General features: G+C 40.0%; 20 protein-coding genes. 13 read left to right on the top strand and 7 right to left on the bottom strand.

Annotated elements, in window-relative coordinates; genetic code table 11:
• Positions 1-127 precede the first annotated feature (127 nt).
• Positions 128-1,045 carry a lipoyl synthase gene (gene lipA / locus ACIQZI_RS17690; protein ID WP_062185862.1) on the top strand — a complete coding sequence of 306 codons (918 nt, stop codon included), beginning with the start codon at positions 128-130 and terminating at the stop codon, positions 1,043-1,045.
• A 119-nt stretch (positions 1,046-1,164) separates the two neighbouring features.
• Here lipA and ACIQZI_RS17685 read toward each other — a convergent pair whose 3' ends face one another.
• Positions 1,165-1,812 carry a YhcN/YlaJ family sporulation lipoprotein gene (locus tag ACIQZI_RS17685; RefSeq protein ID WP_062185864.1) on the bottom strand — a complete coding sequence of 216 codons (648 nt, stop codon included), beginning with the start codon at positions 1,810-1,812 and terminating at the stop codon, positions 1,165-1,167.
• A gap of 114 nt (positions 1,813-1,926) precedes the next feature.
• On the opposite strand from ACIQZI_RS17685, the gene ACIQZI_RS17680 reads away from it, so the two are divergent.
• On the top strand, positions 1,927-2,199 hold the full coding sequence (locus ACIQZI_RS17680) for a YutD family protein (RefSeq protein ID WP_028393699.1): 273 nt from the start codon (positions 1,927-1,929) through the stop codon (positions 2,197-2,199).
• A gap of 161 nt (positions 2,200-2,360) precedes the next feature.
• Here the strand turns inward: ACIQZI_RS17680 and ACIQZI_RS17675 are convergent, their stop codons facing one another.
• Positions 2,361-2,645, bottom strand: a complete 285-nt coding sequence (locus ACIQZI_RS17675; protein ID WP_403075466.1) for a cytosolic protein — start codon at positions 2,643-2,645, stop codon at positions 2,361-2,363.
• Positions 2,646-2,997: 352 nt separating this feature from the next.
• Here ACIQZI_RS17675 and ACIQZI_RS17670 point away from each other — a divergent pair, with 352 nt between their 5' ends.
• Both ACIQZI_RS17670 and ACIQZI_RS17665 read left to right on the top strand, forming a co-directional pair.
• The gene (locus ACIQZI_RS17670; protein ID WP_062185868.1) at positions 2,998-3,435 is read left to right on the top strand and encodes a DUF86 domain-containing protein; all 438 of its coding nucleotides are present in this window, start codon (positions 2,998-3,000) and stop codon (positions 3,433-3,435) included.
• Between the two features lie 26 nt (positions 3,436-3,461).
• Entirely contained in the window at positions 3,462-4,229 is a 768-nt protein-coding gene (locus tag ACIQZI_RS17665) for a TIGR01457 family HAD-type hydrolase (protein ID WP_403075462.1), read from the top strand.
• An 84-nt stretch (positions 4,230-4,313) separates the two neighbouring features.
• On the opposite strand, the gene ACIQZI_RS17660 is transcribed toward ACIQZI_RS17665, so the two are convergent.
• Complete coding sequence (locus tag ACIQZI_RS17660) at positions 4,314-4,808, bottom strand: phosphatidylglycerophosphatase A family protein (protein ID WP_062185872.1); 495 nt, start codon at positions 4,806-4,808, stop codon at positions 4,314-4,316.
• Between the two features lie 674 nt (positions 4,809-5,482).
• Between ACIQZI_RS17660 and yutH the strand changes: the two genes are divergently transcribed.
• The 5 genes from yutH to thrB all read left to right on the top strand — a co-directional run bounded on the left by yutH (position 5,483) and on the right by thrB (position 11,151).
• Positions 5,483-6,502 (top strand): spore coat putative kinase YutH, encoded by a 1,020-nt coding sequence (yutH, locus tag ACIQZI_RS17655; RefSeq protein ID WP_403075457.1) that lies wholly within the window; start codon positions 5,483-5,485, stop codon positions 6,500-6,502.
• An 81-nt stretch (positions 6,503-6,583) separates the two neighbouring features.
• Complete coding sequence (locus ACIQZI_RS17650) at positions 6,584-7,552, top strand: 2-hydroxyacid dehydrogenase (protein ID WP_403075451.1); 969 nt, start codon at positions 6,584-6,586, stop codon at positions 7,550-7,552.
• A 304-nt stretch (positions 7,553-7,856) separates the two neighbouring features.
• Positions 7,857-9,155 carry a homoserine dehydrogenase gene (locus tag ACIQZI_RS17645; protein WP_062185874.1) on the top strand — a complete coding sequence of 433 codons (1,299 nt, stop codon included), beginning with the start codon at positions 7,857-7,859 and terminating at the stop codon, positions 9,153-9,155.
• Positions 9,152-10,216: a threonine synthase gene (thrC, locus tag ACIQZI_RS17640; RefSeq protein WP_403075446.1), complete on the top strand. Its 1,065-nt coding sequence runs from the start codon at positions 9,152-9,154 to the stop codon at positions 10,214-10,216. Before ACIQZI_RS17645 ends, thrC begins: the two co-directional genes overlap by 4 nt.
• Positions 10,213-11,151, top strand: coding sequence for a homoserine kinase (thrB, locus tag ACIQZI_RS17635; protein ID WP_403075443.1), 939 nt, complete (start codon positions 10,213-10,215; stop codon positions 11,149-11,151). Before thrC ends, thrB begins: the two co-directional genes overlap by 4 nt.
• 79 nt (positions 11,152-11,230) lie before the next feature.
• Here the strand turns inward: thrB and ACIQZI_RS17630 are convergent, their stop codons facing one another.
• Positions 11,231-11,467, bottom strand: a complete 237-nt coding sequence (locus ACIQZI_RS17630) for a NifU family protein (RefSeq protein ID WP_049683041.1) — start codon at positions 11,465-11,467, stop codon at positions 11,231-11,233.
• Positions 11,468-11,782: 315 nt separating this feature from the next.
• Here ACIQZI_RS17630 and ACIQZI_RS17625 point away from each other — a divergent pair, with 315 nt between their 5' ends.
• A complete protein-coding gene (locus ACIQZI_RS17625) occupies positions 11,783-12,115 on the top strand; it encodes a YuzD family protein (RefSeq protein ID WP_403075440.1) in 333 nt (110 codons plus the stop codon).
• 140 nt (positions 12,116-12,255) lie between these two features.
• On the opposite strand, the gene ACIQZI_RS17620 is transcribed toward ACIQZI_RS17625, so the two are convergent.
• Positions 12,256-13,323: an NAD(P)/FAD-dependent oxidoreductase gene (locus tag ACIQZI_RS17620; RefSeq protein WP_403075437.1), complete on the bottom strand. Its 1,068-nt coding sequence runs from the start codon at positions 13,321-13,323 to the stop codon at positions 12,256-12,258.
• 301 nt (positions 13,324-13,624) lie between these two features.
• Between ACIQZI_RS17620 and ACIQZI_RS17615 the strand changes: the two genes are divergently transcribed.
• Entirely contained in the window at positions 13,625-13,861 is a 237-nt protein-coding gene (locus ACIQZI_RS17615; protein WP_062185883.1) for a YuzB family protein, read from the top strand.
• Positions 13,862-14,017: 156 nt separating this feature from the next.
• On the opposite strand, the gene ACIQZI_RS17610 is transcribed toward ACIQZI_RS17615, so the two are convergent.
• Positions 14,018-14,731, bottom strand: coding sequence for a DUF2225 domain-containing protein (locus tag ACIQZI_RS17610; RefSeq protein WP_062185885.1), 714 nt, complete (start codon positions 14,729-14,731; stop codon positions 14,018-14,020).
• 189 nt (positions 14,732-14,920) lie between these two features.
• Between ACIQZI_RS17610 and ACIQZI_RS17605 the strand changes: the two genes are divergently transcribed.
• Positions 14,921-15,283: a HesB/IscA family protein gene (locus ACIQZI_RS17605; protein WP_062185887.1), complete on the top strand. Its 363-nt coding sequence runs from the start codon at positions 14,921-14,923 to the stop codon at positions 15,281-15,283.
• Between the two features lie 254 nt (positions 15,284-15,537).
• Here the strand turns inward: ACIQZI_RS17605 and ACIQZI_RS17600 are convergent, their stop codons facing one another.
• Positions 15,538-16,533 carry an NAD(P)/FAD-dependent oxidoreductase gene (locus tag ACIQZI_RS17600; protein ID WP_403075433.1) on the bottom strand — a complete coding sequence of 332 codons (996 nt, stop codon included), beginning with the start codon at positions 16,531-16,533 and terminating at the stop codon, positions 15,538-15,540.
• 545 nt (positions 16,534-17,078) lie between these two features.
• On the opposite strand from ACIQZI_RS17600, the gene ACIQZI_RS17595 reads away from it, so the two are divergent.
• On the top strand, positions 17,079-17,396 hold the full coding sequence (locus ACIQZI_RS17595; protein ID WP_403075431.1) for a YuiB family protein: 318 nt from the start codon (positions 17,079-17,081) through the stop codon (positions 17,394-17,396).
• Positions 17,397-17,619 lie beyond the last annotated feature (223 nt).

The following is a 17,619-nucleotide window of genomic DNA, read 5'->3' as shown; positions in this document are numbered from 1 at the left end:
GAATTAATTTAATTAATTTTTACCAGTTGAGTGATTTAGTTGTATCCGCTTGCTTTATTGTGATATCGTGACAGTTGTAGGGAATGTATCCCAATTTATCTAATAAAGAAATGGAGTGAACCTCTTCATGACCACAAAAGAAGAATATCTTCGTAAACCAGATTGGTTGAAAATCAAACTGAACACGAATGAAAATTACACTGGCTTAAAAAAAATGATGAGAGAGCAGAACCTACATACAGTGTGTGAAGAAGCAAAATGTCCCAATATCCATGAATGTTGGGCTGTTCGTCGGACTGCGACTTTCATGATTCTTGGCGCGATCTGTACAAGGGCATGCCGCTTCTGTGCTGTTAAAACAGGTCTTCCAACTGAATTGGATTTGGCAGAACCGGAACGTGTTGCAGATTCAGTGGTAACGATGAACCTAAAGCATGTTGTTATTACGGCGGTTGCTCGCGACGATTTGAAGGATGGGGGCTCCGCTGTATTTGCTGAAACAGTGCGTGCCATTCGTAGAAAAAACCCATTTACTACGATTGAAGTATTGCCTTCAGATATGGGGGGAGTGTACGAGAACTTAAAAACCCTTATGGATGCGAAGCCGGATATTCTAAATCATAATATTGAGACAGTTCGTCGCTTATCTGATCGAGTTCGTGCTCGTGCTAAATATAACCGTTCATTGGAATTATTACAGAGAGCGAAGGAGATGTATCCGGAAATTCCAACGAAATCGAGCCTTATGATTGGCCTAGGCGAAACGAAAGAAGAGATCATTGAAACGATGGATGATTTACGTGCACATGATGTTAATATTATGACAATCGGTCAATATCTGCAGCCATCGAAAAAACATTTAAAGGTAGAAAAGTATTATAGCCCTGAAGAATTTAACGAATTGAAACAAATTGCTCTTACGAAAGGTTTCAGTCATTGTGAAGCAGGACCATTAGTTCGTTCTTCCTATCATGCAGATGAGCAAGTAAATGCTGCTGCAAAACATATGCAAGCACAAGGCGATAAAATTCTTGAAGCGAAATAATTCGCCGTCCCATAACGAAAGGGTCAGACTCTATAGATACTATATACCGTACTAAACGGTGTAAAGAGTGTAAGGTCAGACCCTTTTGGGACGGCCTTTTTTCAATTTAGATGAAAATGTTATCGATTTGTATTCATACGTTCATCTTTTTGATGAATCATTTCCCCATTTTCATTTTCTCCTTTACTATAGTCTTTTCCTTGTGGTGATTTCAGCATATCTTGTATCGTTTTATCAATGGTATAGTCGATATGTTTATCATTGGAACCTAAAGTAGCGAAGTTTTCAATATCTTGAGCAAGTTTCCAATCATCACTTACATATGCGTGATAATAGCGAGGAACAACTGACATAGCCGTTCGCTTCACTTGATCAGCGGTTTCTGATCGGTCTGATGAATGGGTTTCATATACGACAAGAACGTCCTCATCTGTAACAAGCGTAGCTGCACGCTTCACATTTGGAAGTGATGCTGCAAGAGAAGTAATGACACTAGCCAATTGTTCCCGATCAATGGCCATCTTTTCATTCGCAACGTTTGCAATATTTTTTCCGTTAATCGTTGTACTGTCCATTCGAGTAAAGCCAAAATCAGATCCTTGATAGGTGCTGTTGTTATAATCTTCATCATAGAATTTGGTTGATGCGTTGATTTTTACCGGATTTGAGATGTTATCGGTTACTTCGCTCCCTTGTTGTTTGGAAGCTTGACATCCTGCAAATAACGTAACAGAACATAAGCTTAACGCTAGAACTGCTTTTTTCAATGAAAACACCCCCCTAAGACATAGGATGGGCAAATTCCTCTAAATTTCGCTTAGTAATTGATGGCTAATCAGGTATAATTTAAGAAGGAACTGGACTAAAAAGAGGTGATATGGATGATAAGCATCAATAATTTAGCCTATGATATTGTAGAAGAACGAAGAGATGGCTACAATGAAGAAGCGTTTAAAGCGCGATATAGTGAGATATTGACTAAATATGATTATATTGTAGGCGATTGGGGATATGGACAATTACGTCTGCGCGGTTTCTTTGAAGACGATAATCAAAAAGCCACCTTTGATACAAAGATTAGTACACTAACCGAGTACCTGTATGAATACTGTAATTTTGGCTGTCCATATTTTGTTTTGAAGAAAATAAAGTGAAATAAGAACTAGAGTAAGGTCAAAATGGAAAGAGGTTGTTCCGAAAGGGTCAGACCTCACACTCTTTACACCGTTTATTGTCATTTACACGTCATATAAACGATATATAGGAGATGTGAGGTCTGACCCTTTCGTTAGGGAGCAGCCTTTTTTTCCTCTAATCAGGGGTTGTAGAATACGGAGGTTTGTTCGTGTTTGTCAGGATTGTCATGAGGCGGGTCGGCACCGTCTATTTGACGGGGCAGGCCTTCATGAAGCGATTTGTTTTCGTAATTGAAGGCACTTGTATAGCGCTGTCCTTCTTCCCATGGTGAGTTTTTGTTTTCAACAGGTGTCATCTCGCCACGGGGTGCACCATAAGGCCCTTCAGGTAGTTCTTCAGGAAGTAAATCATTCTTTTGTTTTTCCACATTTGAGATCTCATGGGAACGCTTTTTATCGTTCATATCCAACATCCTTTCTACTTCACTGTGAACTTTAGGATGTCCTTTTCATTTGAAAACATGATGTAGTGCAATAACTATTTAATAGGTACTTTTTTCAAACATAGATCCTCATACAACAATTGTGTGAACTATGATAAAATTATAGTAGTATCATCTTGCATCATGTTGAAATCTAACTAGAATAAAGTCGTTTGGTTAAGATACTTACAGATATTAATGTGGAGTTTTTCAAAAGGTGTTTATAATCTCGCATAAGTCGATAAAAAGCACATCATACATAGGAAATTATGTTTACGCCAAGAATAGTGAAGAGGGCATGGTGGCCTTTTCAGTTAGAAAGGATTGAATATCTTTGTATTTTGTTGACAGAGAGCAAATTGAAAAACATTTAGTTTATTTGGAACAACGGCTTCGCATTTTCGGGGAACAATCAAATTGGGATAATGAACTTGCAGGTCTTGCTCTTTGCCGAATTGTTCAGACTTCTATTGATGCTATATTAGATACAGGGAATGCAATTATTGATGGCTTTATTATGCGTGATCCAGGAAGTTATGAAGACATCGTCGATATTTTATTAGATGAAAAAGTAATAGATGAAAAAATGGCTTATCAATTTAAACAAATTCTTCCGCTTAGAAAAATGCTCGTTCAGGATTATTTAGTAGTAGACACGAAAACGGTGGCCACCGTTTTTAACGAAAATATTCAAGCATTTATCGAATACCCTAAAGTCGTAAGGAACTATGTAATAAATGAATTAGGCCCGGTTTCAGCATTCAAGAATTAACAGAAATGAAGAACGAGAGGGATTATATGAAAAAAGAATATAAAGGCTATCTAATTGATTTAGATGGCACCATCTATCGAGGTACTGAAGAAATTAAAGAAGCAGCCGGTTTTATTGAAGGCTTAAGAAGCCGAAATATACCTTATTTGTTCGTGACAAATAACTCATCTAGAACGCCGATGCAGGTGGCTCGAGTGCTTTGTGATTTCGGGATTGAAACAAAAGCAGATCAAGTATTCACAAGTGCGATGGCGACTGCGACCTTTATTGCAGAACGTCAAACAGAGGCATCTGTCTATGTTATTGGCGAAGAGGGGCTTTTGCAGGCAATTCAAGAAAAAGGCTTCACTCATTCTGATGAAAACCCTGATTTTGTCGTGATGGGTATTGATAGAAAGATCAATTATGAAAAACTTGTAAAAGCAAGTCTAGCGGTACGGAATGGTGCCACCTTTGTTGCAACAAATGGTGATGCAGCACTTGTAACTGAACGAGGTCTTCTGCCGGGAAATGGCTCGTTAGCTTCAGTTATATCAGTATCAACAGGGGTACAGCCTATTGTTATTGGCAAGCCGGAATCCATTATTGTTGAACAAGCATTAAAGGTTCTCGGTGTTGATAAGGAAGATACAATCATGGTTGGCGATAATTATGATACCGATATTCTTGCTGGCATTCATGCAGGGATTGATACATTGTTAGTACATACTGGCGTTACGACGAAAGAATTATTGAAAGATTATCAAGAACAACCGACACATGTTATTGATACATTGGATGACTGGAAATTTTAAAAAAGAAGAAGCTTGGATATGTAATTCTACGTCCAAGCTTCTTCTTTTTTATTTGTTTTTAGAACATATCTTGAAACTCTTCGATTATTTTCCATTTTTGGATCGGTGTGCTAATCGGCTTGAAGCAGCAGCGGCGATGGCACCGACGATATCATCGAGAAACGTATGAACTTTTCCTGTGCTTTTATCATTCAAAGTTTTTAGAATACCTGGTTTTTGCTTATCGATGTACCCGTAGTTCGTGAAGCCGATTGAACCGTATACGTTTACGATAGACAAGGCAAGGATTTCATCTACGCCATACAAGCTTTCATCTATTTCCACAATTTTTTGTAGCGGTTCCTCAAGCATCTTTTTTTCAGCAAGGACATCCAGTTGAATTCCAGTCAGAATTGCGTTTTGAACTTCGCGTTTTGATATGACGCGTTCCACGTTTTCAATACAGTCCTTCATCTCGAGGTTTTCATGATAGCTTGCTTGTAAATACATTACGAGCTCCGCAATATCTTCAATCTTCACTCCTCTTTCTTTTAACCATCTTCTTGCTGTCTGTTCTGATACGTTAATAACTTCATCCATTACAGATCACCCATTTCGTCTGGATTTCAGTAGCTATGTATACATATGTTTATTCCGGAATTTAATAAACATTCAGAAAACCAATTGTTCTTCATATATATAAGTTAAGTGGCATATTTACTTGTTATCCCGCTTTAACGGAAAGCCCCCCACCTCAAGGCTTAGAGGAAGCGAAGGTGGGGATAACTGCCCAATCTAGGTGCGGCTCCTAGCCCGTCTGAGGTCATAAGCTGTAATACTCTGTGGTAAACTACGTCACGCCGTATTCCATCTTATGCTTGTCGGGGCTGGGCAATCACCTCACCCTTTGAAGTAAAAGCCTGATTGGTGAGATACAGTGAAACTTACCGATGCGTGAACAGAGGTAAAGTCGATTGATCGAAGCGAAAGCGGAGATATTATCTACACTAGAACGGGACTAACAATCAGCGGGGATGAAGAAAACCCCACTGCTTGAATTTTCACTTTATCGTACATTTAAATTGCCCAAATTCTCGGTTACTATGCTTTTTTTTTAAGTGCGTGTTCAAAAAGGAGAATAAAAAGAGCCAAGAAGTTCGAGGGCGCATCTCGAGAGGACCGGAGCGACAGAGCTTTGAAGCAATTCGACAGCTATTTTTACCGGAATTTTTGAATATCCTCTTTAAACCACAGACGAAATGAGAATCAGATAAATGAAAGGTGCGGATCGTATGATTGAGGAGATTATTTTTGAATCGTATGGTATTCATCCTGAACGTGAAGAAGCTTTAGGGAAATATCCTTCCTTTATATCGGGCCCAACCATTTATAGTATTATTCCGCTTGGCGAGGTGAATCAAGAAGAGTTGAAGGAAAGAAAAATGATGGCTGATCAATTAGTCAATCAAGGAGATCGGTATATAGCAGAGTTTGTGATGGCGAATCATGGGAGCTATGTATCAGAGGCAGAAGAACAGCCATTTGTGCTCGTAGCGGCCAGAACCTTACATGAACCGAGAAGTCATCAGATCGGTAGAAAGGTAGCCAAATTCCATTATCGAGCGCGCGGTATCCCTACGCCTATTAAAGTTTGTTCGAGAATCGGTCAGTGGAAGGAGCTGTGGGAACAACGGATTGATCAGCTGGAGCAAATTTGGAATGAGAAATTGAAGGCTCATCCAAATAATCCTTTTGAGGAGGCGTTTATTGCCACATTCCCTTACTATATGGCATTAGGTGAAACATCGATTCAATATTTAGTTGATACCGAAATGGATGATACCCCCACTGCCAGTGATAGCGGTACGGTTTGCTATGACAGATTTACATCTGAGACATGGAACGGGAAATATTGTATAAAAAATCCGTTTGATTGGATATTTGACCATGGAAGCAGAGATGTCGCGGAATGGATTCGGCATCACTATTTACAGAATCAACATACGTATCAGCCGGGTATTTCCACTTTTATGAGCGATTATCAAACGATTGGACCGCTTTCAAGCTTTTCTGCGCGTTTGCTTTATTCACGTTTGATGTTTCCCATCCATTATTATGAAGTGGTAGAGGAGTACTTTTCAAGTCCAAAAGAGGCAAGAGCAAATGAATTGGAAGAACAGATTCAGACCATGGCTAATACGTCTACTTACTACGAAGAATTCCTTCGCCGCTTTTATGAGATCGCCCATATTCCTTCCAAGCAGCTTCGGCTCCCAGATGTAAATTGGTTGTGAGAAACGCTTACAATTTTCTCCATTCTAGGATTCTCTTATGATATGATTGAGGGAAATATAAAAGAGAAGGATATGAATTCAATGACGAAACCTTATATTTTTATCACAAGAAAGATTGAATCGGAAGCACTAAAAGGATTAAAGGAAACCTTCGAAGTGAAAATATGGGAATATGAGGAACAACCCGTTCCACGAGACATTTTACTGGAAGAAGCAGCGAAAGCAGATGCATTACTGACCATGCTTTCTGATAAAATGGACCGAGAATTACTAGATGTTGCAAAAAAATTGAAAGTCATCGCGAATCTTGCTGTCGGTTATGACAATATTGATGTCCCAGCTGCAACTGAAAGAGGAATCACTGTGTGTAATACACCTGATGTCTTAACAGACACGACGGCAGACTTAGCGTTTGCCCTATTAATGGCGACGGCAAGGAGAATTGTTGAAGCGGCTGAAATCGTGAAAGAAGGGAAATGGACCGGCTGGAGTCCGCTACTGCTTGCAGGACATGATATCCACCATAAAACGATTGGGGTTGTAGGCATGGGGAAAATTGGTGAGACTGTTGCCAAACGTGCTACAGGCTTTGACATGGATATTCTCTATCATAATCGTAGCAGAAATGCAGAAGCCGAGGAAAGACTAGGGGCTCGTTACACAAGCTTTGATGAGCTAATTACAACGGCGGATTTCATTGTTTGCTTAACCCCATTAACAAATGAAACAGCAGGAATGTTTAATAAGGAAGCATTTAAGAAAATGAAGCCGTCGGCCATCTTTATTAATGTCGCCAGAGGTGCGGTCGCGGATGAAGAAGCTCTTTACGAGGCACTTGTGAAGGGTGAAATAGCAGGCGCAGGTTTGGATGTGTTTAAGCAGGAACCGATTGGACCAGATCATCCACTACTTACATTACCAAATGTCGTTGCACTACCGCATATCGGTAGCGCAAGTGTAGAAACTCGTCAAGAAATGATTATGCTTTGTATAGAAAATATTGCACGTGTCCTTTGCGGCGAGCGGCCTAAAACGATTGTGAATCCATAAAGTGAAACTAAAATCAATGGGGCCCCCTGCGCTTCTTCGATTCCTCTAAGCTTTGAGGTAGAGAAAGGTGCCGGTTAACTAATGCGGGATAAAATATTATTAGTCATCACGAGAGATGGTAGCCTAAAGGGTCAGATCCTTTAGCCTACCATTATTTCGTGTATTTTTTTTGACTAAAAGAACAATTTGCAGAATAATAAAAAAAAGCGTTGTCTAACTATTGTAAAAATAAAAATTAACACGTATAATGTCTACTATACAAACACAAATGTATTTTTGATAAAAACATAAGAGGTGGAGCCGTATGAAAGCAATGTCAATTGGATTATTAGGCCTCGGTACGGTCGGATCTGGGGTTGTAAAGATTATTGAACAACATCAAGATAAGCTGATGCATCAAATTGGATGTCCAGTTACTATTAAGAAGATCCTTGTGAATGACCCTGCGAAAGAACGTCAGGTTATTATAGATAAGAGCGTATTAACGTCTAATGTAAATGATATTTTAGACGATCCTGAAATTGATGTCATTATTGAGGTTATGGGAGGAATTGAAGAAACGAAAGATTATCTCCTTCGGGCAATAAGAAATAAAAAGCATATTATTACTGCCAATAAAGATTTAATGGCTTTATACGGTTCACAGTTATTAAAAGAAGCAACTGCAAATGAATGTGATTTATTTTATGAAGCAAGTGTTGCTGGGGGAATTCCGATTCTTCGTGGACTTGCAGATGGACTTGCTTCTGACAGAATTACGAAAATGATGGGAATCGTGAACGGTACAACGAATTTCATCTTAACGAAAATGAGTCAAGACGGAAGCGCTTATGAAGACGTATTAAAGGAAGCTCAAGAATTGGGATTTGCTGAAGCGGACCCTACAGCGGATGTGAGCGGACTGGATGCTGCCAGAAAAATGGCGATTCTTGCTACGCTTGGATTTTCGATGACGATTGATCTTGAGGATGTAACCGTGCAAGGGATTACCGAAATTTCTGAAGAAGATTTAGAATACAGTAAGAAGCTTGGTTATACGATGAAGCTAATCGGCTTGTCTTCAAGAGATGGTGAGAAGGTTGAAGTAAGCGTACAACCAGCACTATTGCCTGAACATCATCCGTTAGCATCTGTGCATAATGAGTATAATGCAGTTTATGTGTATGGTGAAGCCGTCGGTGAAACGATGTTCTATGGTCCAGGTGCTGGTAGTCTTCCAACGGCCACATCTGTAGTTTCTGATTTGGTGGCAGTGTTAAAAAATATGCGACTTGGTGTGAATGGTCGAAGTGCAGTTGCACCACAATATCCGAAGACAATGAAACAGCCATCTGAAATTCATGCGAAATTCTTCATTAGATTACATGTGAAAGATGAAGTAGGCGTACTTGCAAAGATCACAATGCTGTTCGCGGAGCACGGAGTAAGTTTTGATAAAATCCTTCAGCTGCCGTTAAATGAAAAAGGATCATCTGAAATTGTACTTGTAACGCATCACGCAACATTAACTGAATTTGAAAAAATCCAACAAAAGCTAAATGACTATGAAATGGTTAAAGAAATCAAAAGCACATATCGTGTTGAAGGAGAGAATGGCAAATGAGCTGGAGAGGGCTATTAAGCGAATATCGAGAATTATTACCTATGACTGAGGACACCCCTGATTTATCCCTTCATGAAGGGAATACGCCTCTCATTAAATGTGACAACCTTTCGAAGGAATTGGGGATTGAACTGTATGTGAAATACGAAGGCTTGAATCCGACTGGGTCGTTTAAGGACCGCGGAATGGTAATGGCGGTTGCTAAAGCGGTCGAAGCAGGCAGTAACGCTATTATCTGTGCATCAACAGGAAATACTTCAGCTGCCGCAGCTGCCTATGCAGCACGTGCGAATTTGAGATGTATTGTTGTTATTCCAGAAGGGAAAATTGCGATGGGCAAACTTGCGCAAGCTGTCATGTATGGTGCGGAAATCGTCTCTATTGAAGGGAACTTCGATGACGCCTTGCAAATTGTTCGAAGCATTAGTGAAAAAGCGCCGATTACCCTTGTTAACTCTGTAAATCCATACAGAATTGAAGGACAAAAAACAGCAGCATTTGAAATCTGCGATGTGCTTGGTTCTGCTCCAGACATCTTAGCTCTTCCTGTTGGAAATGCCGGCAATATTACGGCTTATTGGAAAGGGTTTAAAGAATATAACGAACTCAAGCAGACAGGTCTACCACAAATGCGTGGATTTGAAGCAGAAGGATCAGCTGCTATCGTTCATGACCGTGTCTTTAAAGAGCCGGAAACGATTGCGACAGCGATTCGTATCGGCAATCCTGCCAGCTGGAAATTCGCAGTTGAGGCTGCAAATGAGTCAAATGGAAAAATTGATGAAGTGTCAGATGAAGAAATTCTTGAGGCGTATCGCTTACTTGCACGTTCTGAAGGTGTATTTGCTGAACCGGCCTCATGTGCTTCAATCGCAGGGATCATCAAACAATTAAAGAACGGTGAAATAAAAAAAGGCAGCAAAATTGTCGCTGTCTTAACAGGAAATGGATTGAAAGATCCGAATGTTGCAGTTGATCATAGTGAGATTAAACCACAATTGTTACCAATGGATGAGAAAGTGATCTTAGAGCATTTGCAACAAGGCTTGGTTCAATCATGAGCGTAGAAAGTGCAATGTTTTACATCCGGGTCCCAGCAAGTACAGCAAATCTGGGACCCGGATTTGATTCAATTGGCATGGCGCTCGGTTTATATTTAGATATTCAAGGCCGATATTCTGATCAGTGGGAAGTTATTCCATTGTCAGAAGAACTAAGCAGTTTTCCAAGTGATGAGACGAATTATATCGTTAACGTTGCAAAAGAAGTGGCTGGATATTATGGCAAACAGCTCAGACCGTGTAGATTGGAAATCGCTAGTGAAATCCCACTGGCAAGAGGTTTGGGAAGCAGTGCTTCTGCAATCGTTGCAGGAATCGAACTGGCCAATCTTACAGCAGAATTGGGCCTGACAACTAAAGAGAAATCGAGACATGCTTCTATGATCGAAGGGCATCCAGACAATGCGGCTGCTTCGGTAATGGGAGGACTGGTTGTCGGCTGGCATTCCGACGACGCCACAGATGTATTATCGTTTCCAATTGAAGGTATCAAGGCGATCGCTGTTATTCCAAATTATGAGTTGAAGACAGAAGACTCTAGAAATGCTCTCCCAGACAAATTAGCGTTTAAAGATGCTATCCATGGGAGTGCAGCAGCCAATGTCTTTCTAGGAGCTGTATTGTCGGGGAATTGGTCATTAGCTGGAGAAATGATGAATCGAGATCGTTTTCATCAATCCTATCGAGCTCATTTAGTGCCGCATTTACCACGAATCGAAGCGATGGTAAAAGCAATCGGTGCTTATGGTACGGCATTAAGCGGGGCTGGTCCGACGGTACTATGCCTAGTTCCGGAAAATGCTGCTTGTAACGTGCAGAAATCGCTTCAAAATGAATTTCCTGATTTCGATGTTAAAGTTTTGGATATCGATAACGAAGGAAGTAAAATATTGGTTTTAGAGGATGAACATACAAAACCTGCTTGGATTGGATAAGTAAATATTGATTCAATAAAAAAGCTGACTACCGTTCATGCGCAATGCAGAGGTGTCAGCTTTTATTTTATTCCTAATATTAGAATACTTGTTCTACTTCAACTACTCCTGGAACTTCCTCAAGAAGAGCACGCTCTATACCGGCTTTAAGGGTAATTGTAGAACTCGGACAGCTTCCGCATGCACCAAGCAGACGTAATTTAACAATTCCATCCTCTATATCTACAAGTTCACAGTCACCGCCGTCACGAAGAAGAAACGGACGAAGTTTATCAAGTACTTCTTGTACTTGAACTTCCATCGTTTGTTCAGACATTACAATCGACTCCTTTCATACTCCTTATTATAATAGCATGATATGAAAAAATCCATCGGAAAGATTATAGAGAATGTTCAAAAAGTCCGGAAAAAGCTTGCGAACTGTATCGAAGCACATTAATGACCTTCTGCCACAATGAAGCACGTTCTGAGCAAGCCGGGTTCTCACGTATTCCTGATTATGGAAGGGGAGAGCCTCTCTTTTTATCCTTCTTTTTGAACACGCCTTTATAGGGGAGCTGTAACCTTTTCGTTCCTTTTTTTAAAAATTCAGGTAAAATGAAAGTAAGAATACATGGAAAGGGAGATCGATATGGAAAAGAAGCTGATTGAAATACAAGTGTATGGAGCTGAAAGAATCTGTGCAAGCTGTGTAAATCTGCCATCATCAAAGGACACCTATGAATGGCTGGAAGCAGCGCTATCCCGGAAATTTCCAGGACAGCCATTCGCCATTACTTACATTGACATCTTCCAACAGCAAGAGAATCCTAAACGTCAGGAAATGGCCGAAAGGATTGTAGAAGAAGACTTATTTTATCCGCTTGTTCTCATTGGTGATGAAATTGTCGGTGAAGGAAATCCACGCCTTAAAGCAATTGTAAAGGAAATGGAGAGGTATGGATATCAAGCGCTAGAAGCATGAGAAAAATAGAGGATATCCTAAAAGGGTCTGACTACGCAGTCTATACATAGTTCATAGTAGCACTTACGCTTAACATGAACTGTATATATTGGTTGCGGGGTCTGACCCTTTCGTTTTAGGACATTCTCTACATCAACTGATTAACCATTATGATATTTGTATAACCATAGAATCCCTGATTTTAATAATCGCGCCATTCTTCCTGTGATTGGGCGTTCACCGACAAGACCAAAACCATGTTTACTACCGAGTGAGCCAAGTGTTCCTTTTAATTTAATGACAGGGAAGCTTTCAGGTAGCGGCTCGTTTGCCCATTTTTTCACTAAAACGGTAACGATTTGTTCCGCTTGGCCTTCGGCTAATTGAGCACTTGGGGCTTGCGGTAAGCTCGCGCAGTCACCCACTACAAAAACGCTGTCGTCATTTGGAAGGAAATGCTGTGGTGTAAGGATAACCCGCCCTTGTTTGTCCTTTTTAACATCAAGGTCGCGGACAATTTTGCTCGGCTGAATACCGGCTGTCCAGACGATTACATCACTATGAACAGGCTCATCGCCATTATAAAGAGTATTCGGTTCAACTCTTGTGATATTTGAATGATGAACGACATCGATTGTATGTTTCTTAAACCAGCTTTCCACGTACGTGCTTAATCGTTCAGGGAAGGCTGACAAAATATGCGGGCCGCGGTCAAATATCCGAACATGTAAATCAGGACGGCTTTCAATTAGCTCACTTGCTAATTCCACTCCACTAAGCCCACCGCCAACGATGGAAACGGTTGCTCCGTTCCCCAAGTTATTTAAGGCTTGATACGTCTGGCGTGTTTTATCTATTGTCTGAATGCTGTAAGTGTGTATATCTGCTCCAGGAATATTATGGAACTTATCTTCACAACCTAGGCCGATAACTAAGTCATCATAAGAAACAGGTTCTTGATCTTTTAGCATGACTTGTTTATTCTCTAAATCTACTGAAAGAATTTCACCGTAGACGGAATGTAGACGAGGGTGTTCAGGAAAAGCTACCCGAATATGGTGATCAGGAATTGTTCCTGCAGCAAGTCCATAGTATTCGGTTTTCAAGCAATGATATGGATTGCGATCGATAAGTGTAATGGACATATTGTCTGGCAGTTGATTTGGTAGCAACCTATGTAGCATTCTAAGTCCCCCATACCCACCGCCAAGTATAACTAAGTTCTTCATTGTGAATATCCCCTTTGTTTGTTTTACATAATAATTTATGTAGCTGTCTGGGATGCCCAAAAAGGGTACAATCCTTTTTGAACACCTTCTCCTCCACTTTGTCACCGTTGCGTACATATCCCTAATTATTTTTTCGTATATATGCTGTCGAAAAAGTTTACATACCAATAAAAATTATATCGAAGTTGGTATAAAACTACAACAGCATCGTCCTAATTAAAGGGGATTTACCATTGTATTTTGTTTGACTAATTTTAAAATAAGGAGTAGGATAATCTGTTAGTAACAGTGAGGTGAGGGAATGAAGCCGCTAATTGAATTTTGCGTCAGCAACTTGGCAAGCGGTTCGCAGCAAGCGATGGAGGAATTAGAGAGGGACCCGGATTTAGATGTCATTGAGTACGGTTGCCTTAATTTCTGTGGAAAATGCGCGCGTTCCATGTTTGCCCTTGTAGATGGAGAAGTTGTCACAGGAGAAACGAATGAAGAGCTGGTCAAAAATATCTATCAACATATTGAAGAGAATCCATTCTTTTAACATATAGGTCAATCAAGAAGTAGAGCCCGTCTTGTTGTGGACGGGCTCTACTTCTTGATTTTATCCCGCATGAACGGAAAGTCAAGTCCCTCAGCTAAAAGGCTTAGAGGAATTGAAGAAGCGCAGCTGGGGGCCATTGCTTGATGTTTCACTTTATTAAGAGTTGACTAGTTCATGGTCTTGGTTATTATCTCGCTGTTCCCGAATTTCCTGCCAGCGTTCTCTGGCCATGTCTATAATGGTTGTTTCGACAGCCCTGCTTTGCTGCTCGATGACGATGGAAAAATATTTAACTGCTGTTTGGACATCAGATATACGTCTGGACAGCTCCCCGATTAAATACAGAATCCGAATTTCGGAAACTTGTGTACCTTTAAAGTCATCTGTTGAGTAGGATTCTATATATTCTTGTCGCGCGATTTTTAAGAATCGGATCTCTTGCTCATGATTTTTATTACCTCGGAATAGCCATGCAAGGCGCAAGAAAATTCCAGCTATTGTGATGTGCTTTTCCTTTTTTAAAATAGCAGAATAGCCAGCTAGTTTATATGTACTGATTGCATCGTGAATCGTTCGTTTGTCTCCGAAGTGATGAGGAACCCAGTGAGCGGATATCTTTGTTTGGATTTCTTCCTTAGTAAGCGGAGGGAAATATTTTGAGAAATCATCTGAGCTGGAAAAGCCGCAACATGGACAGACGTGAATATTATAATAAAGAGCATTGCTTTCTTCGTCATTGTATGAAGGGCAAAAGTCAGTATCGTACGCGTTTACTTTCACGAACCGTGAGCGGATTTTCTTAGATGTAAATGAATGTTCACACACTAGGCATTTCAATTGTTTATCGTATAATGGTTGTATCGTCTCCACAATGCTCACCTCTTTAATCAGAAAAATAGTTCTATATGCTCGGTCTTATATTCCTATTATAGAGGATAAACAGAAAATAAGCTGTACTAATTTCCTATGACAATGTTGGGAAGTTGAGAATAATGGTTTTGATAGTATATACTAGTTATAGAGTAATTCTCATGTGAAATGGAAAAGGGAGGGTAAAACATGAGTCAAGTTGTGATAATTACAGAAGCAGCTTCTTTTCAAATAAAAGAAATGATGAAACATAACGGTGAAGAAGGTTCGTTTTTACGAGTTGCTGTAAAAGGAGGCGGCTGTACGGGACTTACTTATGGAATGGGCTTTGAGCCAGATGCTGGTGAAGCAGACGAAGAGCTTGAACAGTTCGGAATAAAGATTCTTGTCGACAAACAAGACAGCCCAATCCTAAACGGTACAGTCATTGATTATAAACAATCCCTAATGGGTGGCGGCTTTACGATTGAAAATCCTAATGCAATTGCATCATGTGGCTGTGGGACTTCATTTAAAACGGCGAAAAATGCTGGGACACCTGAAAACTGTTAACAATATTGATATAGATAAGGCTCCTAACTGATTAAATGGTTAGGAGCTTTTTTTATCCCGCATTAACGGAAAGTCAAGACCCCCACCTCAAGGCTTAGAGGAATCGAAGAAGCGTAGGTGGGGGGAAACTGCCCGTAAATGCCCGATTGGTTCAACTAACAATCAGTGGGGGATGAAGAAAACCCCCACTGATTGAAGTTTCACTTTATAAAAAATGAGACAGGTAAGTAACCTGTCTCATTGGTAATTATTTCTTATTCAAACATAGAAGTACTGTGCATCGGTTGAACTTTTGCTTTAGGATCCATATATTGCTTCGCGTTGTTAACAGCAGTTGGGGCTTCGCCAAATCCGCTTGCAATTAACTTGACTTTACCATCATATGTGCAAATGTCACCAGCAGCATAAATTCCAGGAATGTTTGTTTCCATTTTGGAATTGACGACGATGTTATTTTTCTGGATGTCAAGGCCCCAATCTTTAATAGGTCCAAGGGAGGATACGAAGCCATAATTGACAATGACTGCGTCCACATCATAAACTTCACGTTCCTCACCCTTCGCATCCTGTAGAACAACTTGAGTAATTTCGCTGCCATTACCAATTAACTCAGCTGGTACGTATGGTGTTTTGATTTCGACTTTCGAATTCCTTAGGTTTTCTACACTGTGTTCATGTGCGCGGAATTTATCGCGACGGTGAACAAGTGTTACTTTTTCAGCAATTGGTTCAAGCATGAGTGCCCAGTCAACTGCTGAATCGCCGCCACCAAAAATGACAACCTTCTTGCCTGCAAAATGGTTTAAATCATCGATATAGTAGTGAAGATTGCTTTTTTCGTATTGAGTGGCATCTTCGATTTCGATTCGACGCGGTTGGAACGCCCCGTTTCCAGCTGTAATAATGATTGATTTCGTATAATGGACGTCATTTTCAGTTGTTAACTTGAAGACACCATCCTCTTGCTTTTCCACCGTTTGCACAGCTTGTTCAAGGACAATCGTTTGTTCGAATTTCGCCATTTGCTCTTTTAAGTTATCAATTAACTCTTGAGCGCGTACCTTTGGAAAACCAGCTATATCATAGATGTATTTTTCCGGATATAGAGCTGATAACTGTCCGCCTAGTTGTGGTAAACTTTCAATTATTTTCACAGAGGCTTGTCGCATTCCGCCGTAGAATGCCGTGAATAAACCGACAGGGCCGCCCCCGATTATTGTAATATCATAAACCTTTTGATTTTCTTCCAAAATGAATCCCTCCGATTAGAGTATCAACTTCATGATAGTATTTTAACATAAAATGAGTAAATGATAGCATGATATTTGCTTAGTTTAGATGGAATGTTCGGGAAATTATCCAGTAAAACGTGTATTTGTATGAAGGGCATGGGGACGGGGCTTCGCGACTTACTAATATAGCCCATTTATTTATCAGGTATACTGATTTTATCGAGAAAGCATTCAAAATTCCAGCTCCGTACCGCCACCATTGAGATTAGGTGAGTATAGCGTGCTTCATGATACATCCTTCATCGTAAATGGTATCGTTTTAACGCCATCTTAGTTTTGTATGAAAAATATAAGTAAAATGACTTTTTAGATAGGGCTGGTTTTATGTCAAATGATTCTTAGTTTTAAAAAAAGTGAATAGAATATGAAACTTGTGTAATCCTGTCTAATGGTTTAATCAGAGTGTTTGCGCAATTCATATATTTCGTGGTGTATTTCATTGACGTGTCTTGTCTCATTAAGTACACTTATAGTGAGGCTTTTTGAGGAGGATTTGAAAGAATATGGCACTTCCTACATTAATTATATCTGTTGTTCTTTTCTTTTTATTGTTTTTTGGAATCGGTTTTTTATTAAATATGCTATTCCGCTCTTCTTGGATTATGGTCGTCATATTTCCGATTATAGCCATTTATATTGTTAATGAATTAAAGCTGATTGAGTATTTCAGACACCCGGGTGTTGCTTTTGGCGGCTTAGGCGAGAAGTTGACTGCTCTTTATGCAGCTGATATAACGATATTATTAAGTGGACTAGTAGGAGCAATCTTGGCTGGGGTTATCATTAAGGTCTTGAGAAAGAAAGGCTATCAAATGTTTTAAACAAGCAGGCTGTCCTTTTGGGCATCCTGTTTTTACATGAAGGACATGGGGACTTAGGCTTCGCGACTTACTAAATAGCCCATTTATTTATCAGGTATATTGATTTTAACGAGAAAGCATCCAAAATTCCGGCTCCGCACCGCCACTATTGAGATTGGGTGAGTGTAGCGTGCTTCATGATATATCCTTCATAGTAAATGATGGTGTTTAACACTATATTAGT

Source organism: Peribacillus sp. NPDC096379, from assembly GCF_044762875.1.
Taxonomy (GTDB): Bacteria; Bacillota; Bacilli; order Bacillales; family DSM-1321; genus Peribacillus.
This window is presented reverse-complemented; position numbering and strand designations above follow the sequence as displayed.

Excerpts from the sequence above, each read along its gene's own strand:
- ACIQZI_RS17665 (WP_403075462.1), top strand. The coding sequence starts at position 3,462 with ATGAAAAAAGAATATAAAGGCTATCTAATTGATTTAGATGGCACCATC.
- ACIQZI_RS17645 (WP_062185874.1), top strand. The coding sequence starts at position 7,857 with ATGAAAGCAATGTCAATTGGATTATTAGGCCTCGGTACGGTCGGATCT.
- thrC (WP_403075446.1), top strand. The coding sequence starts at position 9,152 with ATGAGCTGGAGAGGGCTATTAAGCGAATATCGAGAATTATTACCTATG.
- ACIQZI_RS17605 (WP_062185887.1), top strand. The coding sequence starts at position 14,921 with ATGAGTCAAGTTGTGATAATTACAGAAGCAGCTTCTTTTCAAATAAAA.
- ACIQZI_RS17615 (WP_062185883.1), top strand. The coding sequence starts at position 13,625 with ATGAAGCCGCTAATTGAATTTTGCGTCAGCAACTTGGCAAGCGGTTCG.
- ACIQZI_RS17630 (WP_049683041.1), bottom strand. The coding sequence starts at position 11,467 with ATGTCTGAACAAACGATGGAAGTTCAAGTACAAGAAGTACTTGATAAA.
- ACIQZI_RS17680 (WP_028393699.1), top strand. The coding sequence starts at position 1,927 with ATGATAAGCATCAATAATTTAGCCTATGATATTGTAGAAGAACGAAGA.
- yutH (WP_403075457.1), top strand. The coding sequence starts at position 5,483 with ATGAAAGGTGCGGATCGTATGATTGAGGAGATTATTTTTGAATCGTAT.
- thrB (WP_403075443.1), top strand. The coding sequence starts at position 10,213 with ATGAGCGTAGAAAGTGCAATGTTTTACATCCGGGTCCCAGCAAGTACA.
- lipA (WP_062185862.1), top strand. The coding sequence starts at position 128 with ATGACCACAAAAGAAGAATATCTTCGTAAACCAGATTGGTTGAAAATC.
- ACIQZI_RS17620 (WP_403075437.1), bottom strand. The coding sequence starts at position 13,323 with ATGAAGAACTTAGTTATACTTGGCGGTGGGTATGGGGGACTTAGAATG.
- ACIQZI_RS17595 (WP_403075431.1), top strand. The coding sequence starts at position 17,079 with ATGGCACTTCCTACATTAATTATATCTGTTGTTCTTTTCTTTTTATTG.
- ACIQZI_RS17660 (WP_062185872.1), bottom strand. The coding sequence starts at position 4,808 with ATGGATGAAGTTATTAACGTATCAGAACAGACAGCAAGAAGATGGTTA.
- ACIQZI_RS17650 (WP_403075451.1), top strand. The coding sequence starts at position 6,584 with ATGACGAAACCTTATATTTTTATCACAAGAAAGATTGAATCGGAAGCA.
- ACIQZI_RS17625 (WP_403075440.1), top strand. The coding sequence starts at position 11,783 with ATGGAAAAGAAGCTGATTGAAATACAAGTGTATGGAGCTGAAAGAATC.
- ACIQZI_RS17675 (WP_403075466.1), bottom strand. The coding sequence starts at position 2,645 with ATGAACGATAAAAAGCGTTCCCATGAGATCTCAAATGTGGAAAAACAA.